The organism is Bacteroidales bacterium (assembly GCA_014860575.1).
GTDB lineage: Bacteria > Bacteroidota > Bacteroidia > Bacteroidales > JAAYJT01 > JAAYJT01.
Window position 1 is genome coordinate 91,512 of the sequence record JACZJK010000046.1, and the last position, 19,875, is coordinate 111,386.

Genomic DNA, 19,875 nt, shown 5'->3' on the forward strand with positions numbered 1-19,875 from the left:
ATCCATGACTTGGTTTGTTTAGAAAGTTAAACAAAAGCAAGTTATTATGATGGAAATAGTTGCATTAGCGGGAGTGGTTCTAAACCAGGCAAACAAATTAATGGAAAACGAAGCAGTTGGTAGTGCTGTAAAAGGCGTGATGAATTGGATCGGAGGAATCCTTGGAAAACCTTCAGCCAGCGAAAAACTTCAACAGATTGAAGTAAATGAAAATGTTGAAGAAAATGTAAACAGCATCAAGAGCAATCTTGAATTTGTACTCGAAGACAATCAGGAACTACAGCGCCAGCTTCAGGCCAAACTAGAAGAACTTCAGCAAATCATGCAGAAAGAGGGCGTTCCGTTGGCAACTAAAACCAATACAATCAATATCAGTGGTAATTCAAATATAGCATTCCAGGACATTAACACCAAGGGAAATATCACCATAGGACAATGAACGAGAATACCAGTAATATAACTGGCGATAACAACATCAACCTGCAGGAAATTAGTGCGCGCGATATCATTATCAATATTGCCAAAGACCTGCCGGCGGAGGTTAAGCAACAAAAACAGGCGTTGAATGAAAAGATCAAAAGCCTCGTTGAAAAATTAGCTGCTATTGATGAAAAAATTTCTGGTCAGCCTCAGGCAAATTCTTTCACTCCACCCGAGAATGACCCAGGCTATGATGCCGTTCGCTGGCGGAGATTGCTACAAGCATTAAGGCACCAGGGATGCGTGCTTTTTATCGGGCCTGAAGTTTCGACCAATGCCGACGGAAAATCGTTGCATACTGAGTTTTACAAGGCACTGGCAAAGGATTTTGATGATATTCAGTTTCTCGAACACGAAGGTTTTTTCTCCCCCGAATCAGATGAAGAAATTCTTTACGACATCCTTGATTTCTACAGCAAAGACTTCCCCAAAAAAAATATTGCCGGCCGCAAAATCCTCGAAAAACTTGCAGAGGTTCCCTTCAGCCTGATCATCTCGCTTTGTCCGGATGATACAATGCACAAGGTTTTTAATGATTATGGCGTGAACCACGAGTTTCTGGCATACGATGGCACCAAACAGGAAGTGGATTCAATCAATCCTGAAAAACCTGTTATCTACAATATTCTTGGTAATGCCACCAGCAACGGGCGTTACATATTCACACACGAAAATTTCTATAATTACCTGAATAAGATCAGCGTACCCTCGGGGATCAAAAAGAAAATACAGGAAGCCACCCACTACCTTTTTATAGGTTTTGATTTTGATAAATGGTATAACCGCCTGTTGCTTTTCATACTTGATTTCGAGCAGAAGAAAAGCGGCGCACATCGCATGACGGTGGGAAACAAGAACATGCAGCAAGAAATTGAAAGGTTTATCGAGAAACAATTCAACATTACATTTATTGAAAATGATTACAGCCAGTTCATCGACTGGCTGCTGCACAATGTTGCCGAAGAAGGCATCAAAAAAAACCTGAACAAAGATTTTGTTCAAAACAATTTCACCAGGTTGAAGAGCCTGAGCAACAAGGTTGGTTCGGAAGATAATACCGACGAACTGCTAAAATTTGAAGAGCAAACGAGTGAAATTGGAAAAAGCATCGAAAAATTTCAACAACGAATTACAGCTTGATGTCAAGCCAACGAAGATATCCGGGAGCAACCCCTTTTACCAGCCGTCAGGAGAAGATTTTTTACGGCAGGGATAAGGATATTGAGAAGTTGCTCACGCTGATACTCGTTGAAAGGAAAATCCTGCTCTACTCAAAATCCGGTTTGGGTAAGACATCGCTACTCGAAGCCGGCGTTTTGCCAAAACTGCCACCAAACTATATTCCTGTCAGCATCAGGCTGTTTGCCTATAAAGAAGGCGCCGAAACTCCGGTTGAACGTGTAATCAATGCAATAAAATCGGTAATAGGCGATCCTGATGCCATCAGCAATACAGTGCTTGACACCCTGGCCGGCTCGGATAAAAGCAATAAGACACTGTGGTATTACTTTAAGAAATTACAGTTTTCAGAACCCAAAGCCGCAGCGGATGAGCCGGAAAAGATTTTTCTTTTGTTTTTTGATCAGTTTGAAGAGTTGTTCTCATTCCCGCAAAAAGATATCGAAGAGTTCAAAACCCAGATTTACGAACTTACCGAATTAAAAGTTCCTGACCGCTATGCAGTTTTGATAGCCAATGGCCGGGAAAACAATCAGGAACTCTTTAACCGCGAAACGATCAGCAATCTTCATAAGAAAATTGACATTAAAACTGTTTTCGCGATCCGATCTGATCGCCTCAGCCAACTTAACGCACTTTCGGATAAATTGCCGGGAATCCAGAATGTATTTCATGAACTTCAACCCCTGAACCCGGGACAGACCAGGCAGGCGATCGTTAATCCGGCTGCCGATACAGATCCTGGTTTTGAAACACCGCCTTTTAGTTTTCATGAGGATGCTCTCAACAAAATAATCAAAGAGTTAAGCGATGGTGGCCAGCAAAATATCGAAACCACCCAATTGCAGATCGTCTGCCACCGGATCGAAGAAATTGCAGCTGCAAAAAAAACAAACGGACCGGTTCAGATTGCGGTGGAAGACCTTCCTGAATTCAGAAATATATTCCTCAATTTCTACTTTGATTCAATCAATAAACTACCCGAAGAAAAACGCGCCAATGCCAACCGCCTTATTGAAGACGAGTTAATAAGGAACAAGCAACGAATTTCGCTGGATCAGGAAATTTGCAAGGAATACCTTGACGAACATGAACTGAGGACGCTTGTTGACACCCACTTATTACGAGCCGAGCGCAATACTTTCGGGCGTTTAAGTTTTGAAATTAGCCACGATACACTTGTTGAACCCATCCTTGAATCCCAGAAAAAATACCTTGACGAGCTCGAAAAAATAAGGCTCGAAAATGAAAGACAGGAAGAACTGCGTAAACTCAGGGAACAACAAGAACTTGAAACCCGCGAGCGGGAAGCAGAATTCAAACGCATCCGTGAAGAGCAACTGCGAAAGGAAAAAGAGCGGCAGCGTAAGATAAAATGGCAACGGACAATCATTGCCATTGTCAGTGTTTTCCTGGTGATTTCTTTAGCCATGATCTACCAGGTAAACGAGTTGAGAAAGGATGCCAGAAACGCAGAAGAAAAAGCGGTTCGGGCCCTCGAAGCCTTACGCGAATCAGAATATAGCCGGAATGAAACATCCGGATTGGACTTCCAACAAAAAGCCCAGTACGACCGCGCTGTTGACAGTTATAAAATCGCGAAAGACCTGCTTGACTCTGCAGATGACCGTCGCAACATAATGGATCAGCGCATTGCCGAGTGCCAGCGACTCATCGAAATAAAAGGCGACAATGAGAGAATTATTAACTATGCCGATGATCTGATCAGGAAAAGGGAATACCTCCTGGCAATGGCAGAGTATAACAGGGTGATTGAGGCAGGCTATGATACGGTTCGGGTTCATGCAAAAAGAAGAGACCTTGAACGCCGGGCAAAATCAATCTACACAAAAGACCTTGCAGATTATATGGAAATGCAGGACATGGCATGGGCTGATACAAGCAGGCAAAGACTTGAAAAACTGAATGGGTTGTACAACAAATTTTCTAATCCATGAAAAAACTACTCATTCTTATAATCGCCATGCTGGCTTGTTCCCCGCTGTTTTCGCAAACACGCGATTTCCTGCTACTTTACGAAAAAGCCCAGGAGCGTTACGAAAACAGGGATTTTATTTCGGCATTTATTTATTTCGATAAAGCGCTTGAAAAAGCTGTTGAAGACAACCACAGGGTAACTGCCCTGAATAAAAAAGAGGATTGCAGGCGCCGGATCAGACAGCAGCAGGACAGTTTGCACCAATCCCTGGTTGATACTGAAAGAGCACGCATGAAGGCCGATTCGGCATTGGGTGTAGCACGAAGTATTGTGAATGCATTCTACTTTTTTGATGAGAGGCTTGCCCTCGCTTTCAAGGATAACAAATATGGCTTTATTGATAAAACCGGGCGGCCTGTGATCGCATACAAATACGACGAAGCCTATCCGTTTGACCATATCGGGTTGGCTAAAGTGCGAAGAAACAGAAGATATTACCTGCTTGACAGTATTGGAACCGAATACATGCTGGCTGATGGAATAGGCAGTTTAAAAAGAGAAATTCAGGCGCTTGATCTCAGAAACAAACAAATTACTGAGTTCCCGGCACAAATTTTACAGAACCCGCAATTGAACATCCTTTTGCTCAGCGCTAATGATATCACATCCCTGCCCGATGCATTGGGCAACAATTCCGGTTTGCAGATTCTTACGCTTGCCGATAACCGCATCCGTTCAATCCCACCGGGTTTCGGCAAATTGAACCGCCTGTCAATTCTCGATCTGAGCCACAATTTACTTGATTCGATCCCTGGAGAAATATCAGGATTAAATAACCTTAAGGAATTATTACTGGCTGACAATAATATTTCCTCACTTCCGGAAGGAATTGCCAACCTCAGCAATCTCTATGTTATTGATCTCAGCAACAATTTATTCGATTCATTGCCGGCACAAACAGCAGGACTCTCGAAATTGATCCGGCTGCGTATGGGTGGTAACCAGCTCAACCATTTTCCATCTGAAATCTTTGGATTCAGCAACCTTGTTGAACTGGTTCTGAAAGACAACAGTATAACAGAACTGCCACTTGAAATCTGCGAACTCAACGAATTGCTTGTTGTTGACTTTTCAAATAACCAGATCAGGAACATCCCCGATGAGATTGGGTATCTCACAAAACTCAGGGAGCTATCACTTGGAAGGAACCAAATCACTGAATTGCCTGCCGGGCTTTTTGAGTTGACGAAACTTAGTTTCCTGAACCTGAATGACAACCAGATAAAGGAAATCCCTCCTGAAATAGGTAATCTTAGAAATATTTCCGTCTTGAATATCAGCAATAACCAAATCACAGGTATTCCACCCGAACTCACCAATCTCACTTATCTTACAAGTCTGAACCTCTCCAACAACCAACTTACAGAAGTGCCACCCGAAATTGGTGATTTGATGAGACTGCAGTTTCTCGACCTCAGCCATAATCAAATTTCGAAGCTTCCTGAAAAAACCGGCCTGCTCATCAACCTGAAATCCTTAAATATCAGCGAAAATGAGATCACAGACATTCCGGGTCAGATTGGTATTTTTTCCGATCTCGAAAAACTTGATGTCAGTTTTAACCGCTTGCGTGATCTGCCGGATGAGATAAGTTCACTTCAGAACCTTACAAGTTTGAATGCTTCGGGTAACCAACTGACAGCGTTTAATAAAAACCTGGGCAAGCTGTCAAGTCTTTCGGAACTGGATCTCAGTCAGAATCAGGTCTCTGAAATATCGCAACATATCGGAAATCTTAATAATCTTGCACGGCTTAACCTTAGCGGCAACCTTATTACTACGCTGCCCCCTGAAATTGGCAACCTGAGCAGGCTGGAATATTTTTCAGCAACCAACAACCAAATTGATTCATTACCGGCAGAGATCGCGAAATGTATCCTGCTCACCGAACTCGATCTCAGCAACAACCAATTGGTTCAACTCCCTGAACTAATTGGAAACTTAAGATCCTTAACAATCTTGAAACTTGCAGGAAACCAAATTTCATCCATCCCGGATAGCATTGCCTGGCTAAACAATCTTACAGAACTTGATTTGCGCGGCAACGGCATTGATTCCATTCCGGCTGCTTTGACACTGTTGCCAAAACTTAAAAAGCTCGACCTGCGCGATAATCCTCAGCTCAACCTCCAGGTTCTCTGCGAAGTGTTTGGCCAGTCGGATAGAAATATTATTCTAAGTACAGGAATGAACGATTTGGCTTATCTTACCGATGCCAATGTATTATTGATAACGCTCAATAATGTAAGCACCTTACCGGCCAATATGGCTGACATGAAAAACCTACTGCTGATTGATTTCACCGGAAACCCATTAATTACCCACAATGAAATCTCAACCGTATTTGCCGGATCCAAAAGGCCCACAGAGTATATCTCCGCTTCGCAACCCGTGATTGCTGATTTCGGCAAAACCCTTGTTAATGTTGACAAGAACCAATTGTTTGAACTGGATATCGCCCGGATATCGGATTTATCCTTCCTCGATTTATCCAACACCGGTTTAGATCATCTGCCTTCTAGCATCTTGAAAATGGCCAATCTCACAAGACTTGACCTCAGCAGCAACCAACTTGCTATCCTGCCTGAAGAAATTGGCCGGTTGACTAATCTCACCCATTTAATACTGAGTAATAACAAAATCAGTGAAATACCTCCCAATATTGGCAATCTGAAAAATCTGCGAAGGTTGGTTCTTAGCAACAATAACATTTCTACACTCCCTCCTGAAATCGCCGGACTCACCGAACTCAGGCAGTTGTATCTAAGCGGAAACAAACTTGGATTTTTGCCAGGGGAAGTCACCCAGCTTAAAAACCTTACTCACCTGGTGCTGGATAATAACCCAATAAACAACTTGCCTGATTCAATCATCAGGATGCAGGGCCTGCGCTACCTGAGCATCAGAATCTATCCGGAAACTGACACTGAACGCCTCTTTTCAATGCTCAACCAAATGCCAAACCTGCAAGGGCTGTATCTGAACCTGTATGATATGGAATCATTGCCTGCAAAGATGTATGATCTGCAACACATCAGCGAACTGCATATTTTCTCGCTGGCAATTGCCAGCCTGCCCGCTGAAATTGGCCAGATGAAAAACATTAAACAACTCAGTCTCTGGATGCCGGGATTAATGGAACTTCCTGCATCTATGAAGGAAATGACTGGACTTGAAGCGATTTACATCAAAAGCGACAACCTGCCGCTGAGCATGGTTGATCAGTTAAAGAGCCAATTACCGGCAAGCAGGATCATCACACGCGACCAGATGTTGAAGTAAAATGAGCAAAATGAATAGAATTATATATACGCTGTTTTCACTCTTTGCATTGATTTTGATCCAGCTTATGCCGTTGAAGGATATTGAAGCGCAGCAGCCCTCAGCGAATTTAAGATCATCGGAATACAAAGCAGCTATTGAGAATATTGTTGCTCAATCAAATGGATCAATCAGCAATGAGGAAGTTATTTTAAGTCTTAGTGATTTTGAGAACCAAAATTCGCCACCACCGTCCAATTCAGTCCTTTTATCTGAAATTTTCTTCCTCTTTCCTACTGTTGAACTAGTTTCCTTTGATGGCTCTGAGGCTGCTGAGTTTGGATTCTACTTATTTTTCCCGGTCGCAGTTGACACCTCATTATTTATTGACTGGACCGGCATTCCCGACTGGGTTGATACCTTATCCGCCGTGATCAGCTATCCCGACAGTTCTATAACCATAAATGTTCTTCCAAATTCAGAACCAATTGCACGGTCTGCCACAATTACAGCAAAAGTGATTCTGTTTGGCGATACACTAAGTTCCACGGCATTTATACTTCAGGCACCTGCTCCGCAGCCATACATTTTTGTTTCGCCGAATTTTCTCACAGTTTCACCCGAAGGTGGAGCCACGCCTCCGTTCTCGGTAATTCATTTCAACCTCGATAGCGGCTGGGAAGCCATGATTGCCAATGACTGGATCGAAGTAGATTCCAGCTCACTCACACCCAATTCCATCTCCTTTAACATTGCGGCAAACACTTCAGGAAATTTTCGTTCAGCAGTTATTGAAATAAGGGCAGTGGACAACCCGGAATTGAAAGATACAATTACCTTGTTCCAGTATGCCGGCGCAGAAAATTACCTTATTGTTTCCCCAACAAACATTAACATTGGCCCTGGGGGCGGTTTTGTTGAAGTGTTGGTTCAAACGAACCTCAGCAGTTGGAACGCGGAAATTACAGAAAATCCGGGTGGCATGATTGCTGGCCTGGTTCAGAATCCAACCAACGATACTTTACTGATCGCGATCAACCCGAACATGACTGCAAATCCCAGGGTTGGACATATTACTATTTCCGGTGGCGATCCACTTTTGAGCCAAACCATTCAGGTTTATCAGTCAGCAGCTTATCTTCTGCTGAACCCGGCTGAAGTGGTAGTTCCCTGTTCTGGTGACGATGTCGCTGTGGAAGTCGTAAGTTTTGGTGTAGATGAAATTCAGGTGGTTGAAACACCGTCTTGGGTAAGCGTAAATATACTTGATAGCAACAATTTGCTGATTTCGATTGCTGAGAATACAACTGCATCGGTTCGCACAGGATTTGTCGTAATCGGCAGTACATCCAATCCGCTAATTGTTGATTCATTGGAGATTCTGCAATATTCCTGCTCACAGGCATATATTTTTATTTCTCCCGGTCAACAGCTTGCCAACTGGAATGACACAGTTCTTGCCAGCCCGTTTATCATATCTTCAAACAATACCGGCACGCTAAGTGTGACATCATCTGCATCATGGTTAGAAACTCAAATTTCGGGCGATTCTGTTTTTGCAACGATTGAGGTCAACATTTCTGGCATAACCCGTGTAGCTGAAATAACGGTTTTCGACAGCTCTGATCCATTAGTTTCAGCGCAGGCAACTGTAGTTCAGGGAGGTGCACAGTCCCTCATTTATGTAAGCCCTGGGTTCCAATCGGTTTCACATACCGGAGGAATAACGTCGCCTTTCGAAGTATTTACCCTCAATATTGCTGAATGGGAAGTTTTCTTTGAGAATACACCGACCTGGATTACCAATATTCAGACAACCGGAAATACAATATTTTTCACTCTTGCGGCAAATAACAGCCCTGTTCTGCGACAAGTCACTTTCAGGGTACGAGATGTCAGCAATCCTGAACTTTACGACGAAGCCATTATTTTCCAGGAAGCAGCGACTTCATCTTATCTTTTCATGGCGCCACGCCAGCAAGTTGTTTCACACAGCGGAAACTCTGAAGTTAACTTCCAGGTTACTGCCGTGAATGTTGCCTTGTGGGCAGCCGACCTCACCAGTATTCCGGATTGGATCACAGTGAATGCTTCGGATCAGAACACATTGAGCCTGAATGTTGCTGAGAACCTTTTACTTGAAATAAGAACGGCGCTTATCAGAATTTTTGACACCGGCAACCCAGGCGTGAATGATTCCATTTATGTTTACCAGTATTCTTCGCTTGACAGCTACCTGCTTGCATCACCACCAACGCAACTGATTGGCTATGCCGGTAATCCGAACGTTCAATTTCAGGTTACGGCTGTGAATGTTTCCGGCTGGCAGTTCGATCCGTCCACAGTTCCTTCATGGATTACAGTCACAAATTCGGGAGGCGCTCTATTAAGCCTGAACATTGCGCCAAATCAAACGCAGCAAACCCGGCAGGCTGCCATTCGCATTTTTGCTACCGGGCAACCGGCAATCGAATCTTTTGTGACGATTTATCAGTATGCCGGCCCTGCCGCTTACCTGATTGCGGCTCCGCGTTCGAAAAGTGTTCCTCATACCGGCGATAGCGAAGTGGACTTTGCGGTTACAATGGTCAACGTGAGTGGTTGGGAATTTATTGACACAGCGCCTTACGAAGACTGGATCATTTTCCAGAATATCGGAGATTCAATCATGCGTTTAAGTGTTGATGAAAATACTCTGCTGCAATCGCGCGAAGCCCAGGTTGTGATCCAGGCGATTGGCAACACAGCAATAAAAGATACCGTTTATATTTACCAGTACTCAGCCCTTGATAGCTATCTGCTTGCTTCTCCCAGGGAGATAATCCTGACTTATCTGGGCGCTTCAATTGAATTTCATGTCCAGTCAGTAAATGTTGACAATTGGCTTATCGATACCAATCTGCTACCGTCATGGATCGCATCAGGAAACAACGTTCATGATACGCTGCGGCTTACAGTTGATTTAAACAATTCTTCTTCAGCGAGGGCAGCCAACGTGTTTATTTTCGACGAAACCAATCCTGCTGTCAGGGATTCCGTTGCGGTTTTTCAGCATGCTTCCGCGGGCTCGCAAATACTTGCCGCTCCCCGTGTTAGAAATGTCCCTCACTATGGTTCAGATAGCGTTGATTTTCAGATTACACTGGTAAATGTTGAAAGCTGGGAATTCACTGACACAACCGTTTATCAGGACTGGATTGATTTTTACAATATCGGCGACAGTATTATGAGGTTAAGTGTTGACTCCAATAGTTCGCTTGCAACACGGACCGCCAACATTGTGATCCAATCAGTTAGCGATCCACTTGTTCAGGATAGTGTTATTATCTATCAGTATTCGGCCTTCGATAAATATATTATTGTTGACCCGCGGGAGCAAATGGCCAGCCATTCTTCAAGCGATACCTTAGTTTTCAATGTACTAACGGTAAATGTTCCTTTGCCTGACTTTGAAATCATTTATGTGTCCGACCCAACAATGATAAACATTGAAGCCTCATCATTGACTGAAACACAGCTCAGCATCATTGTGACTCAGAACGTTGATCCTCAGCCCAGGCAAGCAAGGATCAGGGTTTTTGATACCGAACACCCGAATATCAGCGATACGGTCTTCATTTACCAGGATTTCCCTTACATGATTATCAGGCCGCCAGCAATGAATGATATCCACTGGACCGGCGAAATAATAACGCTTTACACATATTCTAATCTTACTGAATACTTTGTGAGCAAAGGCCATGGACTGGATTGGTATGACCTTAGCACAGATGCTGTTTCGTGGTCAAATGATCCGATCATGCTTAGCGGAAATGACAGTTTATATTTGCGGGTCCAGGAAAACAACAATGCTTATCTCAGGCGCTCGTCTTACCTCATGTTCCAATCTGGCAGTTCATTTGAAAATCAATTCTGGTTCGAACAAAACACCAGGCCGGGAGCCTTTTTTAACCTCAGCGGCCGGGTGCTGATCCAGGGCGATGAGTTCCAGCCACTTGAGGGTGTAAGGATCGCCATTTATGATATGATCCGGATCACAAATGCCGCGGGTGTTTACTACCATGATAAAATTCCAGAGAACTGGGTGGGAACCATCACCCCGCTTATTGATACTTCCCTGCCAGTTCCTTATTATTTTTATCCTCCGGCCATTGAAATTACCGGCGAGGGCATCACAAGCGATACAATTCTGGGCGCTTTTGCAGCCTATACAATTCAACCTTCCGTGGTGATAAATCCTAAGATTACTTCATCCTGTGCCGGCCAGGCCCTGGTGCCGGGCAGTGCAGATTACCCTGCAATCAGCATCAATTATACATACGGCCCAAGTACCTATTCCTGGACTTCAATACCCACCGATACGCTACTCGCCCTAAATCCGAATGTTCTCTATCCGCACTTTGGTCCGCAATCAACCACAGTTTACACGCTTGAGGTAACTAATTACTTCCGAACTGCTACTGACACTTTCACTATTGTGGTGAATAACCTGCCAGGCATGGTTGATTTTGAAGGGCCTTTAAATGTTTGCAGTAAGCAGGGCGGCGTAGTTTACCAGGTGATTGATCCACCGCCGGGATTACATTATAGTTGGAAGCTTGATGCTGAAAATCCCGGAGGATTTTTTGCCAACAGTTTCAACCTTTATGCAGTTGCCGGCAACATCGCCATTGTGAACTGGGGTGAGAACCCAGGCAATTATACCTTGCAGTTGTTTGCAAGCAATGAATTTGGCTGTACTCCGGTTCCCGTTTCAAAGATGATAGAAATAACAGCATCGGTGGCTTCACCTACAACCACGGTATTACGCAAGAGCAACGACAATATGCTCTATGCAACCGATACGCTGGCAGAATCTTATCAATGGGGATGGTTCACAAAAAATGAGGCAGGCGAACTCCGGGAAGAATTTCTGATACCGGGAAAAAATGAATGGTATTGCAGACTTCCCGATGGCCATCTTTTTGATCCCTTACGTTATTACTATTTTGTGATCACCTATTTTGATGAAGTTTTATGTGGAACACGGTCATTTTACAATGCGCCTGTTGGCATTGAAGAGATACATCAAAGCCAAATTTCAATTCATCCGAACCCGAACAATGGAATCTTTACATTGATTTTGAACGATGTTGCACAACTGCAAAACGGTGTAATAGAAGTGTATAATGCTATGGGGCAGAAAGTGTATGATAAAGCAATAGATTGGGTCAGGAAAGAACAAATCATTAATCTGAATGAAACAGGTTTTACCAGCCCAGGCATTCATCTGGTTGTGTTGCACTCTGCCGGTTTAATTTTCAGATCTAAAATAATTGTTCAATAAGCGCTGAAGATGAAGCAGAAAATCAATATACTGGTTGCCGGCCTGTTTTTCCTGGTGTTCATTCATCAGGCTTATGGGCAAAGCAGCGCTGAACAACTGAGAAAAGCGCGCATACTCATGAGCGATTACCAGGATGCAGCTTTATTTAAAGACATGAATGATGGCACTTACGACCCTTCGTGGGAGGGAATTTTCAAAAGCCTTTTCAGAACCAATGCAATTATCTTTGATATTCCTTTCAGGGTGGATGGCAAACGCTTCCGCGAGGGTTCTCTACCTTCAGAATCTGGAACTGAAACTGCAACAATTAAAATTTACCAGGAACAGCTAACGCCCGACAAATATATTGAAACCATAAGAAATGCTTACGACCTTTATAGCATCACCGATTTCAGCTACCTGTTTGTTGAAACAAAATTTGACACCACCAGCCTGGGTTCGCAAAACAAAATTCTCTTTGAGTTCAGGAAAACTTTTGGCAATACCAGTTGGTCAGTCCGGGATTCAAAGAGCTATCTGTTTGAGATACGATTTTTTGATGGCCAGCCTTTGATAACATCCGTAAGGGCAGTGGATGAAAATATAGCAAAAACAGATGTGGCGCTTACGTTTCTAAATGCCGATCTAAGCAGACCGTTGACAGATCTCGTGGCGCATATCCGGTTTGAATTTGACGAGAGTATAAATAATACGAAACTGCTTGCCAAAACAGACCAAACAGGTATTATAAAACCTGGTTTGATCGCAAACCGGGCTACCATCAAAATTGACTCAATAATAAGCGCTGATGGCCAACGATTTTCGATAGCTGACGATTGGAAATTAAATGGGTATAAGGTCAGCAACCAGCCATCGGGCGGGTTTGTTGTTCCGCTGTTCCCCTGGAAATGGAATGGATTTTCATGGTCACCAAAAAGTTATGTTGGCATAATCAGCCAAAGCGAAAATCGGCTTAAGAACTTTTCATCCGACTCTGACTTCAGCAATAAAAATGGCTACATGTTCGGCATAGGGATGGAAGTATCAAAACTCTTTAGTTTCTCGCAAATTTCATCAGTTTTTGCCCGGGGTTCTCAAACACCTGAAAAAAGAAATGGGAATCATCGTAGGAACTCCTACCTGGGAGCCGGTTCAGGGATTTATTATTACCAATATCATTACCGGATAACAAGCAAGGGTTTTCTTCAGAATCCTTACCCCTACCTCGACAGGCGGGAGGAACCGCTGGAGGTTATTGTGAAAGGGACAACTTTTGAGGAGAAAGTAACAAGCAAGGGAGTTTCAATGCCGATGTTTTTTGAATTTCGAAAAAACATGGCCAAACGCAATGGTTTATTACGGGCTTATTCAGTTCAGACTGGTGTGAACCTGATGATACTATTTAAAACTACTTCTGACCTTAGCGGAACCTTTACACGGCATGGTTATTATGAGCAGTTTAACCGGCAACTTATGATCAATGATTCTTTTTACAACTACTATACTAAGGTTGAAAAATCGTATAAAGATGATATCACAAGGAGTGAAGTCCAGCCAGCCTTGATAATCCGGCTAAACGGATTTTTCAATGTTTCTAAAAATAAAACAGATAACCTGCTGGATGTTGGCATTCAGGCGTTCGTTCCATTCCGCACTTCCTCATCAAATACATTTCACTTTGCAACCGGAAATGATGAGTTTCACAGCCTGAGCAATTCAAAAACGAAACCTTTCAATTATTTTGTGGGATTGAGCATAGGGTATAGTTTCATTAAGTACCGGCTCAATTAAAAATCGCAGCAAACTCTGCTTCCTGCAACAAATGGACCAGAACAGAATCAAATTTTATATGTTCTGCTTGAGTAATTGTCGGCAGCATGTGCAATAATTCTCTATTTTTGGCGGCGATATTTCCGAATTACCCCAAACCTTTATCCAAAATGAATGTTATATACGGGTTCACACAAACAAGCATAACTTAAAATTTAAAAAAATGAAGACTGTTTTTTCTTTATTCTCATTACTTATCATTCTTGGCCTTTCACCAGTCACAGCCGGTAGCCCGGTTGATGATGATCAAACCGGTATCAAATTCTTTGAAGGCACCTGGGAAGAAGCCCTGCAACGTGCGAAAAAGGAAAACAAACTGATCTTCCTTGATGTATATGCCACCTGGTGCGGGCCTTGCAAAAAACTGAATGCACAAACCTTCCCCAATGCTGAAGTTGGAAAATATTATAACGAACGATTTATCAATGTAAAAGTTGACGGCGAAAAAGGCGAAGGCCTCACACTCAGGCAGCGTTATAACGTGAGAGGTTATCCAACTTTGCTTTTCATAAACCATAAAGGCGAAGTTGTTAAAAGTACAGCCGGCTTCCGCGATCCTGAGCGTTTTATTGAGCTCGGAAAAAGCGTTCCTACACCTTAATCAGGCCAGCATTTCAAGCGCCGCAAGGTATCCACACTTATAATCGCTATCTTTGTACCCGGTTAATGTTCCGACCCGGATAACATTAACCATATTTTAATTATTTATCCTAATTCATTTTTTACATTGAATTTTACAAATTTCGGCCTGGACGAGCAAATCCTTGAAGGCATCCAGGCCATGAACTACGAAACACCCACACCTGTTCAAATACAGGTAATCCCCGAAATCCTTGCAGGCCACGATGTAATTGCCAGCGCCCAGACCGGCACAGGCAAAACCGCTGCATTCCTGCTTCCCATCTTACAAAACATTGTTTCTTCGCCATTTAACGATCAAATCAAAGCATTGGTGATCGTACCCACAAGAGAACTCGCCCTGCAGATTACCCAACAAGTAGAAGGCTTTGGGTACTTCACATCGGTAAGCTCGCTTGCGGTATATGGTGGTGGCGACGGCCAACTCTACGAAAATGAAAAGTCGGCATTGAAAAAAGGTGTTGACATAGTGGTTTGCACTCCGGGCCGCATGATCAGCCATCTCACCATGGGTTATGTCAACTTTCAGAACCTGAAGTTCCTAGTTCTCGATGAAGCCGACCGCATGCTGGACATGGGTTTTTATGATGACATCATGAAAATCATCAATCAGTTGCCTAAGGAAAGGCAGAGCTTGCTTTTTTCGGCTACCATGCCGGGAAGAATCAGGGAACTTACACGGAAAATACTTCGCAATGCCAGGGAAATCAACATCGCCCTTTCCCGCCCGCCTGAAAAGATTAAGCAGGAAGCCTATATCATATCCGAACACCAAAAAATTCCTCTGGTAAAACACCTGATCCAGGATTCATCACTTAAAAGCATTGTTATTTTTTGCGATACCAAATCGAAGGTAAAGGAATTGAGCAAGGTTTTGCAGAAAACCGAAACAGCTATAGAAGAAATCCATTCCGATCTTGAGCAAAAAGAAAGAGGCGAGGTGATGAACCGCTTTAAGAACCGCCAGATACGGGTGCTTATCGCCACGGATATAATTTCGCGGGGGATTGATGTGGAAGACATTGACATGATCATCAATTACAATGTACCCCATGATGCAGAGGATTATGTTCATCGGATTGGCCGCACCGCCCGTGCCGAAAGTGAAGGCCAGGCTGTAACATTCATTGGTGAAAGGGAGCGGGGAAAATTTGCCGATATTGAAAGACTTATTGCCCGAACCGTTGAAAAAGTTGCCCTGCCCGAAGCAATTGGTGCATCACCAGCCTACGAACCCTCCGGGAAGAGGCCTGAAAGGAAGCGTTATCCCGACAATAAATCTGGCAAAAAGCGCAACTATTCCGCAAATCAAAAAAAATCGTCATCAAGCTGGCATCACAAACGAAAAAGCCAGCAATAATACCTTGTGTTGTGCTTTAGCCTGCTGCACGCTTCACTTCATCTCTGAGGTGAATGTTAAAGGCATGGAAAATTCTGACCGTTTTTTTTGCCATACCTGAAATGTGGCAAGGATGGCTTAGCGGTTGAGGCTAAGCGCTGACGGGCAGTTATGAAAGCATTTCTTTCCGGCATGCACTATTATTGAATAAATTTACTATCTTTCTCCTTACCACCATGCGTCCGATAGCGTTTAGCCTTTGCTAGCAGTAGCTCTACTTTCTATAATGCTTTGTTATTCTGTCAATAATTATTTCTAATTCGATATCTTTATCTACAGTCTTGTTTTGCTCAAAGTCAAACAATTCTAATAAAGATTTTAATGATTCTATTTCCCAAAAATCTTTATCTGGTTCTAGCCTTTTTAAATATTTATCCAGATTATCGAAAGTGAGTTTTTCTTTTACTTGCAGCTTTAATTCACAAACCATTTCACTTGGTTCTTCTATATCTTGCGTTGGCCAATCTGTAAATGCTTCCAATAAATTATCAACTGCAGATTTATAATTATTATCTGTTGAATCATTTTCCAAAACATTAATTAGTTCAGCAAATGTTATTAATTTGTCTCTATGCACTTTCGTTCTTTTAAAGTTACTGCTAACTATTCAATGCCTGCAAAATGCTTCATAAACTGAACCCTTTCCCAGGCGGCAGGATTCTCGGCTTTTTTAAGGCTGAGCGCCCCAATAAACTCTTCGGTGGTATTATAACCTTGTTTCTCCATCCATGTTTCGAGGTATTTCAGCATTTCACCAATGCGTCCGAAACCATTTTTATATAATGTAGAAGCAATCTGAACAGCTTTAGCACCGGCAAGCAACTGTTTAACAACGCCTTTTCCGTCGTGCACGCCGGTAGAAGCGGCAATGTCGCAATACAAGCGATCGCTGAGCATGGCTACCCATCTGAGGCTGGTACTGATTTCTTCCGGTGTACTGAATATGTTTGATGGAATTACCTTGAGGGTATCAACATTAATATCAGGGGAGTAAAACCGGTTAAACAGAACCATTCCTTTTGCTCCAGCCCATGATAGTTTGAGCGCCGTTTTTGCAAGACCCGAGAAATGATAACTAATTTTCAATGCGATGGGAATATTGATTTGTCTCTTTACCTGATCAAGGATATCAAAATATATCTGTTCATTTTGCTCGCCGCTAAAGTTCGGATCGGCAGGTAGAATAAAAACATTCAATTCCAGGGCATCTGCACCGGCGTCTTCAATCTTTTTGGCAAAAGAAATCCATTCTTCTGCACTCACACAATTGATGCTGGCCATCACTGGAATTGAAACGGCTTGCTTTGAATCGCTGATGAGTTTGAGGTAATGATCAATATGGTGCGAACGCGAATAATTACTGATATAATCCTGCGCCTCAGGATAATGGCTATCGGGGCTATCGGTTTGGTTCATTGCCTTGTTGATCTCATAGCGGATTTGCTCTTCAAAAAGCGATTTGAGCACAATAGCCCCTGCACCGCTTCTTTCAAGTTCTTTTACATTGTCAAGTGAGGATGTTAGTCCTGAACTTCCAACAATAATAGGGTTCCTGAGATCCAATCCCATGTAACGCGTAGCTAAATTAGCCATGATGATGTAGTGTTTGTTCCTAAGTGAATATTTGAACAAGCAAATTTATGGATTTGGCTCAAAGAGCCAACATTGTACGGATATTTTTTTGGTGGTATTCGCGAAATTCAAGCCAGGCAGACAGTTAACAGCATTTTGTTATTTGCCTGCAACCAGCTTTTCGTTATGGTTCAAAAGCCTAATTTGCTACCAGAATATTTCTGAAAACCAAATCATCTGCCATTGTCTGTACTGCTTGCTGCAATTCACGGTCTATATCGCTGATGATCCTGTAATACGCATTGAGATCGAACAGATTCCGTCCGAGCAACGCTTTCAGCATTACAGCAAGGTGAGTCCCGGAAGCCTCAATGCCTTCGTTATCTCTTTCAACTCCTTCTTTTTCAGCAAAAGCATAAAAGCTTTCCATGAATTCCTCATCGGTTTCAAATTCAGCTATAAAAGCTTCTAAAACCGGATATTCCTTTTCCATCTCCTGGCGGTTCTGGTTCATAAACTCAAGCGTGAAACTATTTATAACTCCCTTGCGCGATAACAGCGAATAATACTCCGAAGTTCCTAAGGTATCAAAAGGAAGGAAGATATCTGGCATAATGCCTCCGCCTCCATAAACAACCCTTTTATTATTTGTTAAATATCTCAGGGAATCGGGGAAATGAATGCTGTCGGCATGAACCATTTCGCCATGTTCCAATCGTTTTGAAATATCTTTGTGATATTCGGCCACACCTTCATCATATGGTTTTTGAATGCTACGACCCGAGGGTGTGTAATAGCGAGCTGTCGTGAGCCTGATCACGCTGCTGTCAGGGAGATTGAAAGGGCGTTGCACAAGGCCTTTACCAAATGAACGGCGTCCAAGGACCAAACCTCGGTCCCAATCCTGTACTGCACCTGCAACAATTTCGCTGGCTGATGCTGAACCCTCATTAATCATTACAATAACCTTTCCTTTCAGCAGGCTGCCTCTGCTGGTTGCCCTAAAGTCTTGCCTTGGGCTGCGCAGGCCTTCGGTATAAACGATCATTTTATCGCGATCCAGGAATTCGTCTGAAAGGTCAACAGCAACATCAAGAAAACCACCGGAGTTATTACGCAGATCGAGGATGAGGTTTTGCATTCCTTCTAATTTCAATGCAGTAATGGCCTGGCGAACCTCATCCATGGTTGTTCTTGCGAACCGGTTAAGCCTGATATAGCCAGTTTCATCTGAAACCATATACGTTGCGTCAACGCTGTTAAGGGGGATTTTATCACGAATGATATTGAAATCCAGCAAATCATTTTTGCCCTGCCGGAAAATTGACACTGTAACTTCGCTTCCCTTTTTGCCACGCAAACGCTCCATTACATAATTGTTGTTAATGACCTCACCAACAGATTCTTCTCCATTGATCTTTACAATTTTATCTCCGGCCATAATGCCAAGTTTATCGCTCGGGCCTCCAGGGATTGGTGAAATGATAACAATTGTATCCTTAAAAATCTGGAACTGAACGCCAATGCCTTCAAAGTTGCCCATCAAAGGCTCATTGGCCCTGGTGACTTCCTCCTTCGTCATATATACCGAGTGGGGATCAAGTTCCTTGAGCATGCTCTTGATAGCCGTTTCGGTAAGTTCCTGATGGTTCACACTATCAACATAAGCCATGCTGATCAGTTGAAATGCAGCATTGTATTTCTGAGTAGTGGAACGGGAATCGTATAGTTGTGCCGTAAGCGTACTGAAACTAAAACTGACCAAAATCAGGACTATAATCAGAGGCGTAGGCAGAGACATTAAAATCTTATTGGTAGGTTTCATAATGTGTGAGTTTGATATTAAAACAACGTTTCAATTAAAAAGAAGTTGCAGGCAAATGTTAAGATTCCGCTTTCCAACAATTCAGATGCCATAGGGTGAACAAAAATCTTATCTACTCTTATTTGCTTATTGTGATTAAATTCAATTTTGCTCTTCACTCCGAACAATTGATATTCAGTGAATTGAGAGGATAAGACCACCTCAGTAAACATTGTGTATTGGTCACAAAATTACAACTTCTGGCCGGCAATAATATAGTGAAACAAGAGTTTAACCTTTTTTGGGTAAAAATGATTCAGAAAATATACAATGCCGGGATTCGGGATTATTTGTAATATTGTAGGACATCAGCTTAGAAACAGGCTGTGGAGAATAACAAATTAAAT

Annotated in this window: 11 protein-coding genes; 8 read left to right on the forward strand and 3 right to left on the reverse strand. The window is 42.9% G+C overall.

Annotated features, from left to right (window positions below; all coding sequences use genetic code 11):
• Nucleotides 1–46 precede the first annotated feature (46 nt).
• The 8 genes from IH597_12750 (at nt 47) to IH597_12785 (ending at nt 16,053) form a co-directional block, all read left to right on the forward strand.
• Nucleotides 47–439, forward strand: a complete 393-nt coding sequence (locus IH597_12750) for a hypothetical protein (protein ID MBE0663320.1) — start codon at nt 47–49, stop codon at nt 437–439.
• Nucleotides 436–1,620, forward strand: coding sequence for an SIR2 family protein (locus IH597_12755; protein ID MBE0663321.1), 1,185 nt, complete (start codon nt 436–438; stop codon nt 1,618–1,620). The genes IH597_12750 and IH597_12755 overlap by 4 nt, the downstream gene beginning before the upstream one ends.
• Complete coding sequence (locus IH597_12760) at nt 1,620–3,617, forward strand: hypothetical protein (protein ID MBE0663322.1); 1,998 nt, start codon at nt 1,620–1,622, stop codon at nt 3,615–3,617. The genes IH597_12755 and IH597_12760 overlap by 1 nt, the downstream gene beginning before the upstream one ends.
• On the forward strand, nt 3,614–6,940 hold the full coding sequence (locus tag IH597_12765; protein MBE0663323.1) for a leucine-rich repeat domain-containing protein: 3,327 nt from the start codon (nt 3,614–3,616) through the stop codon (nt 6,938–6,940). Before IH597_12760 ends, IH597_12765 begins: the two co-directional genes overlap by 4 nt.
• A gap of 10 nt (nt 6,941–6,950) precedes the next feature.
• On the forward strand, nt 6,951–12,245 hold the full coding sequence (locus IH597_12770) for a T9SS type A sorting domain-containing protein (GenBank protein MBE0663324.1): 5,295 nt from the start codon (nt 6,951–6,953) through the stop codon (nt 12,243–12,245).
• A gap of 9 nt (nt 12,246–12,254) precedes the next feature.
• On the forward strand, nt 12,255–14,015 hold the full coding sequence (locus IH597_12775) for a hypothetical protein (GenBank protein ID MBE0663325.1): 1,761 nt from the start codon (nt 12,255–12,257) through the stop codon (nt 14,013–14,015).
• 202 nt (nt 14,016–14,217) lie between these two features.
• On the forward strand, nt 14,218–14,655 hold the full coding sequence (locus tag IH597_12780; GenBank protein MBE0663326.1) for a thioredoxin family protein: 438 nt from the start codon (nt 14,218–14,220) through the stop codon (nt 14,653–14,655).
• 126 nt (nt 14,656–14,781) lie between these two features.
• The gene (locus IH597_12785) at nt 14,782–16,053 is read left to right on the forward strand and encodes a DEAD/DEAH box helicase (GenBank protein ID MBE0663327.1); all 1,272 of its coding nucleotides are present in this window, start codon (nt 14,782–14,784) and stop codon (nt 16,051–16,053) included.
• A 253-nt stretch (nt 16,054–16,306) separates the two neighbouring features.
• Here IH597_12785 and IH597_12790 read toward each other — a convergent pair whose 3' ends face one another.
• From IH597_12790 to IH597_12800, 3 genes are all read right to left on the reverse strand, one after another.
• Complete coding sequence (locus IH597_12790) at nt 16,307–16,669, reverse strand: hypothetical protein (protein ID MBE0663328.1); 363 nt, start codon at nt 16,667–16,669, stop codon at nt 16,307–16,309.
• A 26-nt stretch (nt 16,670–16,695) separates the two neighbouring features.
• Complete coding sequence (locus IH597_12795; protein ID MBE0663329.1) at nt 16,696–17,685, reverse strand: dihydroorotate dehydrogenase-like protein; 990 nt, start codon at nt 17,683–17,685, stop codon at nt 16,696–16,698.
• A gap of 178 nt (nt 17,686–17,863) precedes the next feature.
• Nucleotides 17,864–19,489, reverse strand: coding sequence for a S41 family peptidase (locus tag IH597_12800; protein MBE0663330.1), 1,626 nt, complete (start codon nt 19,487–19,489; stop codon nt 17,864–17,866).
• Between the last annotated feature and the right edge of the window lie 386 nt (nt 19,490–19,875).

Excerpts from the sequence above, each read along its gene's own strand:
- IH597_12770 (MBE0663324.1), top strand. The coding sequence starts at position 6,951 with ATGAATAGAATTATATATACGCTGTTTTCACTCTTTGCATTGATTTTG.
- IH597_12755 (MBE0663321.1), top strand. The coding sequence starts at position 436 with ATGAACGAGAATACCAGTAATATAACTGGCGATAACAACATCAACCTG.
- IH597_12800 (MBE0663330.1), bottom strand. The coding sequence starts at position 19,489 with ATGAAACCTACCAATAAGATTTTAATGTCTCTGCCTACGCCTCTGATT.
- IH597_12765 (MBE0663323.1), top strand. The coding sequence starts at position 3,614 with ATGAAAAAACTACTCATTCTTATAATCGCCATGCTGGCTTGTTCCCCG.
- IH597_12760 (MBE0663322.1), top strand. The coding sequence starts at position 1,620 with ATGTCAAGCCAACGAAGATATCCGGGAGCAACCCCTTTTACCAGCCGT.
- IH597_12750 (MBE0663320.1), top strand. The coding sequence starts at position 47 with ATGATGGAAATAGTTGCATTAGCGGGAGTGGTTCTAAACCAGGCAAAC.
- IH597_12795 (MBE0663329.1), bottom strand. The coding sequence starts at position 17,685 with ATGGCTAATTTAGCTACGCGTTACATGGGATTGGATCTCAGGAACCCT.
- IH597_12780 (MBE0663326.1), top strand. The coding sequence starts at position 14,218 with ATGAAGACTGTTTTTTCTTTATTCTCATTACTTATCATTCTTGGCCTT.
- IH597_12775 (MBE0663325.1), top strand. The coding sequence starts at position 12,255 with ATGAAGCAGAAAATCAATATACTGGTTGCCGGCCTGTTTTTCCTGGTG.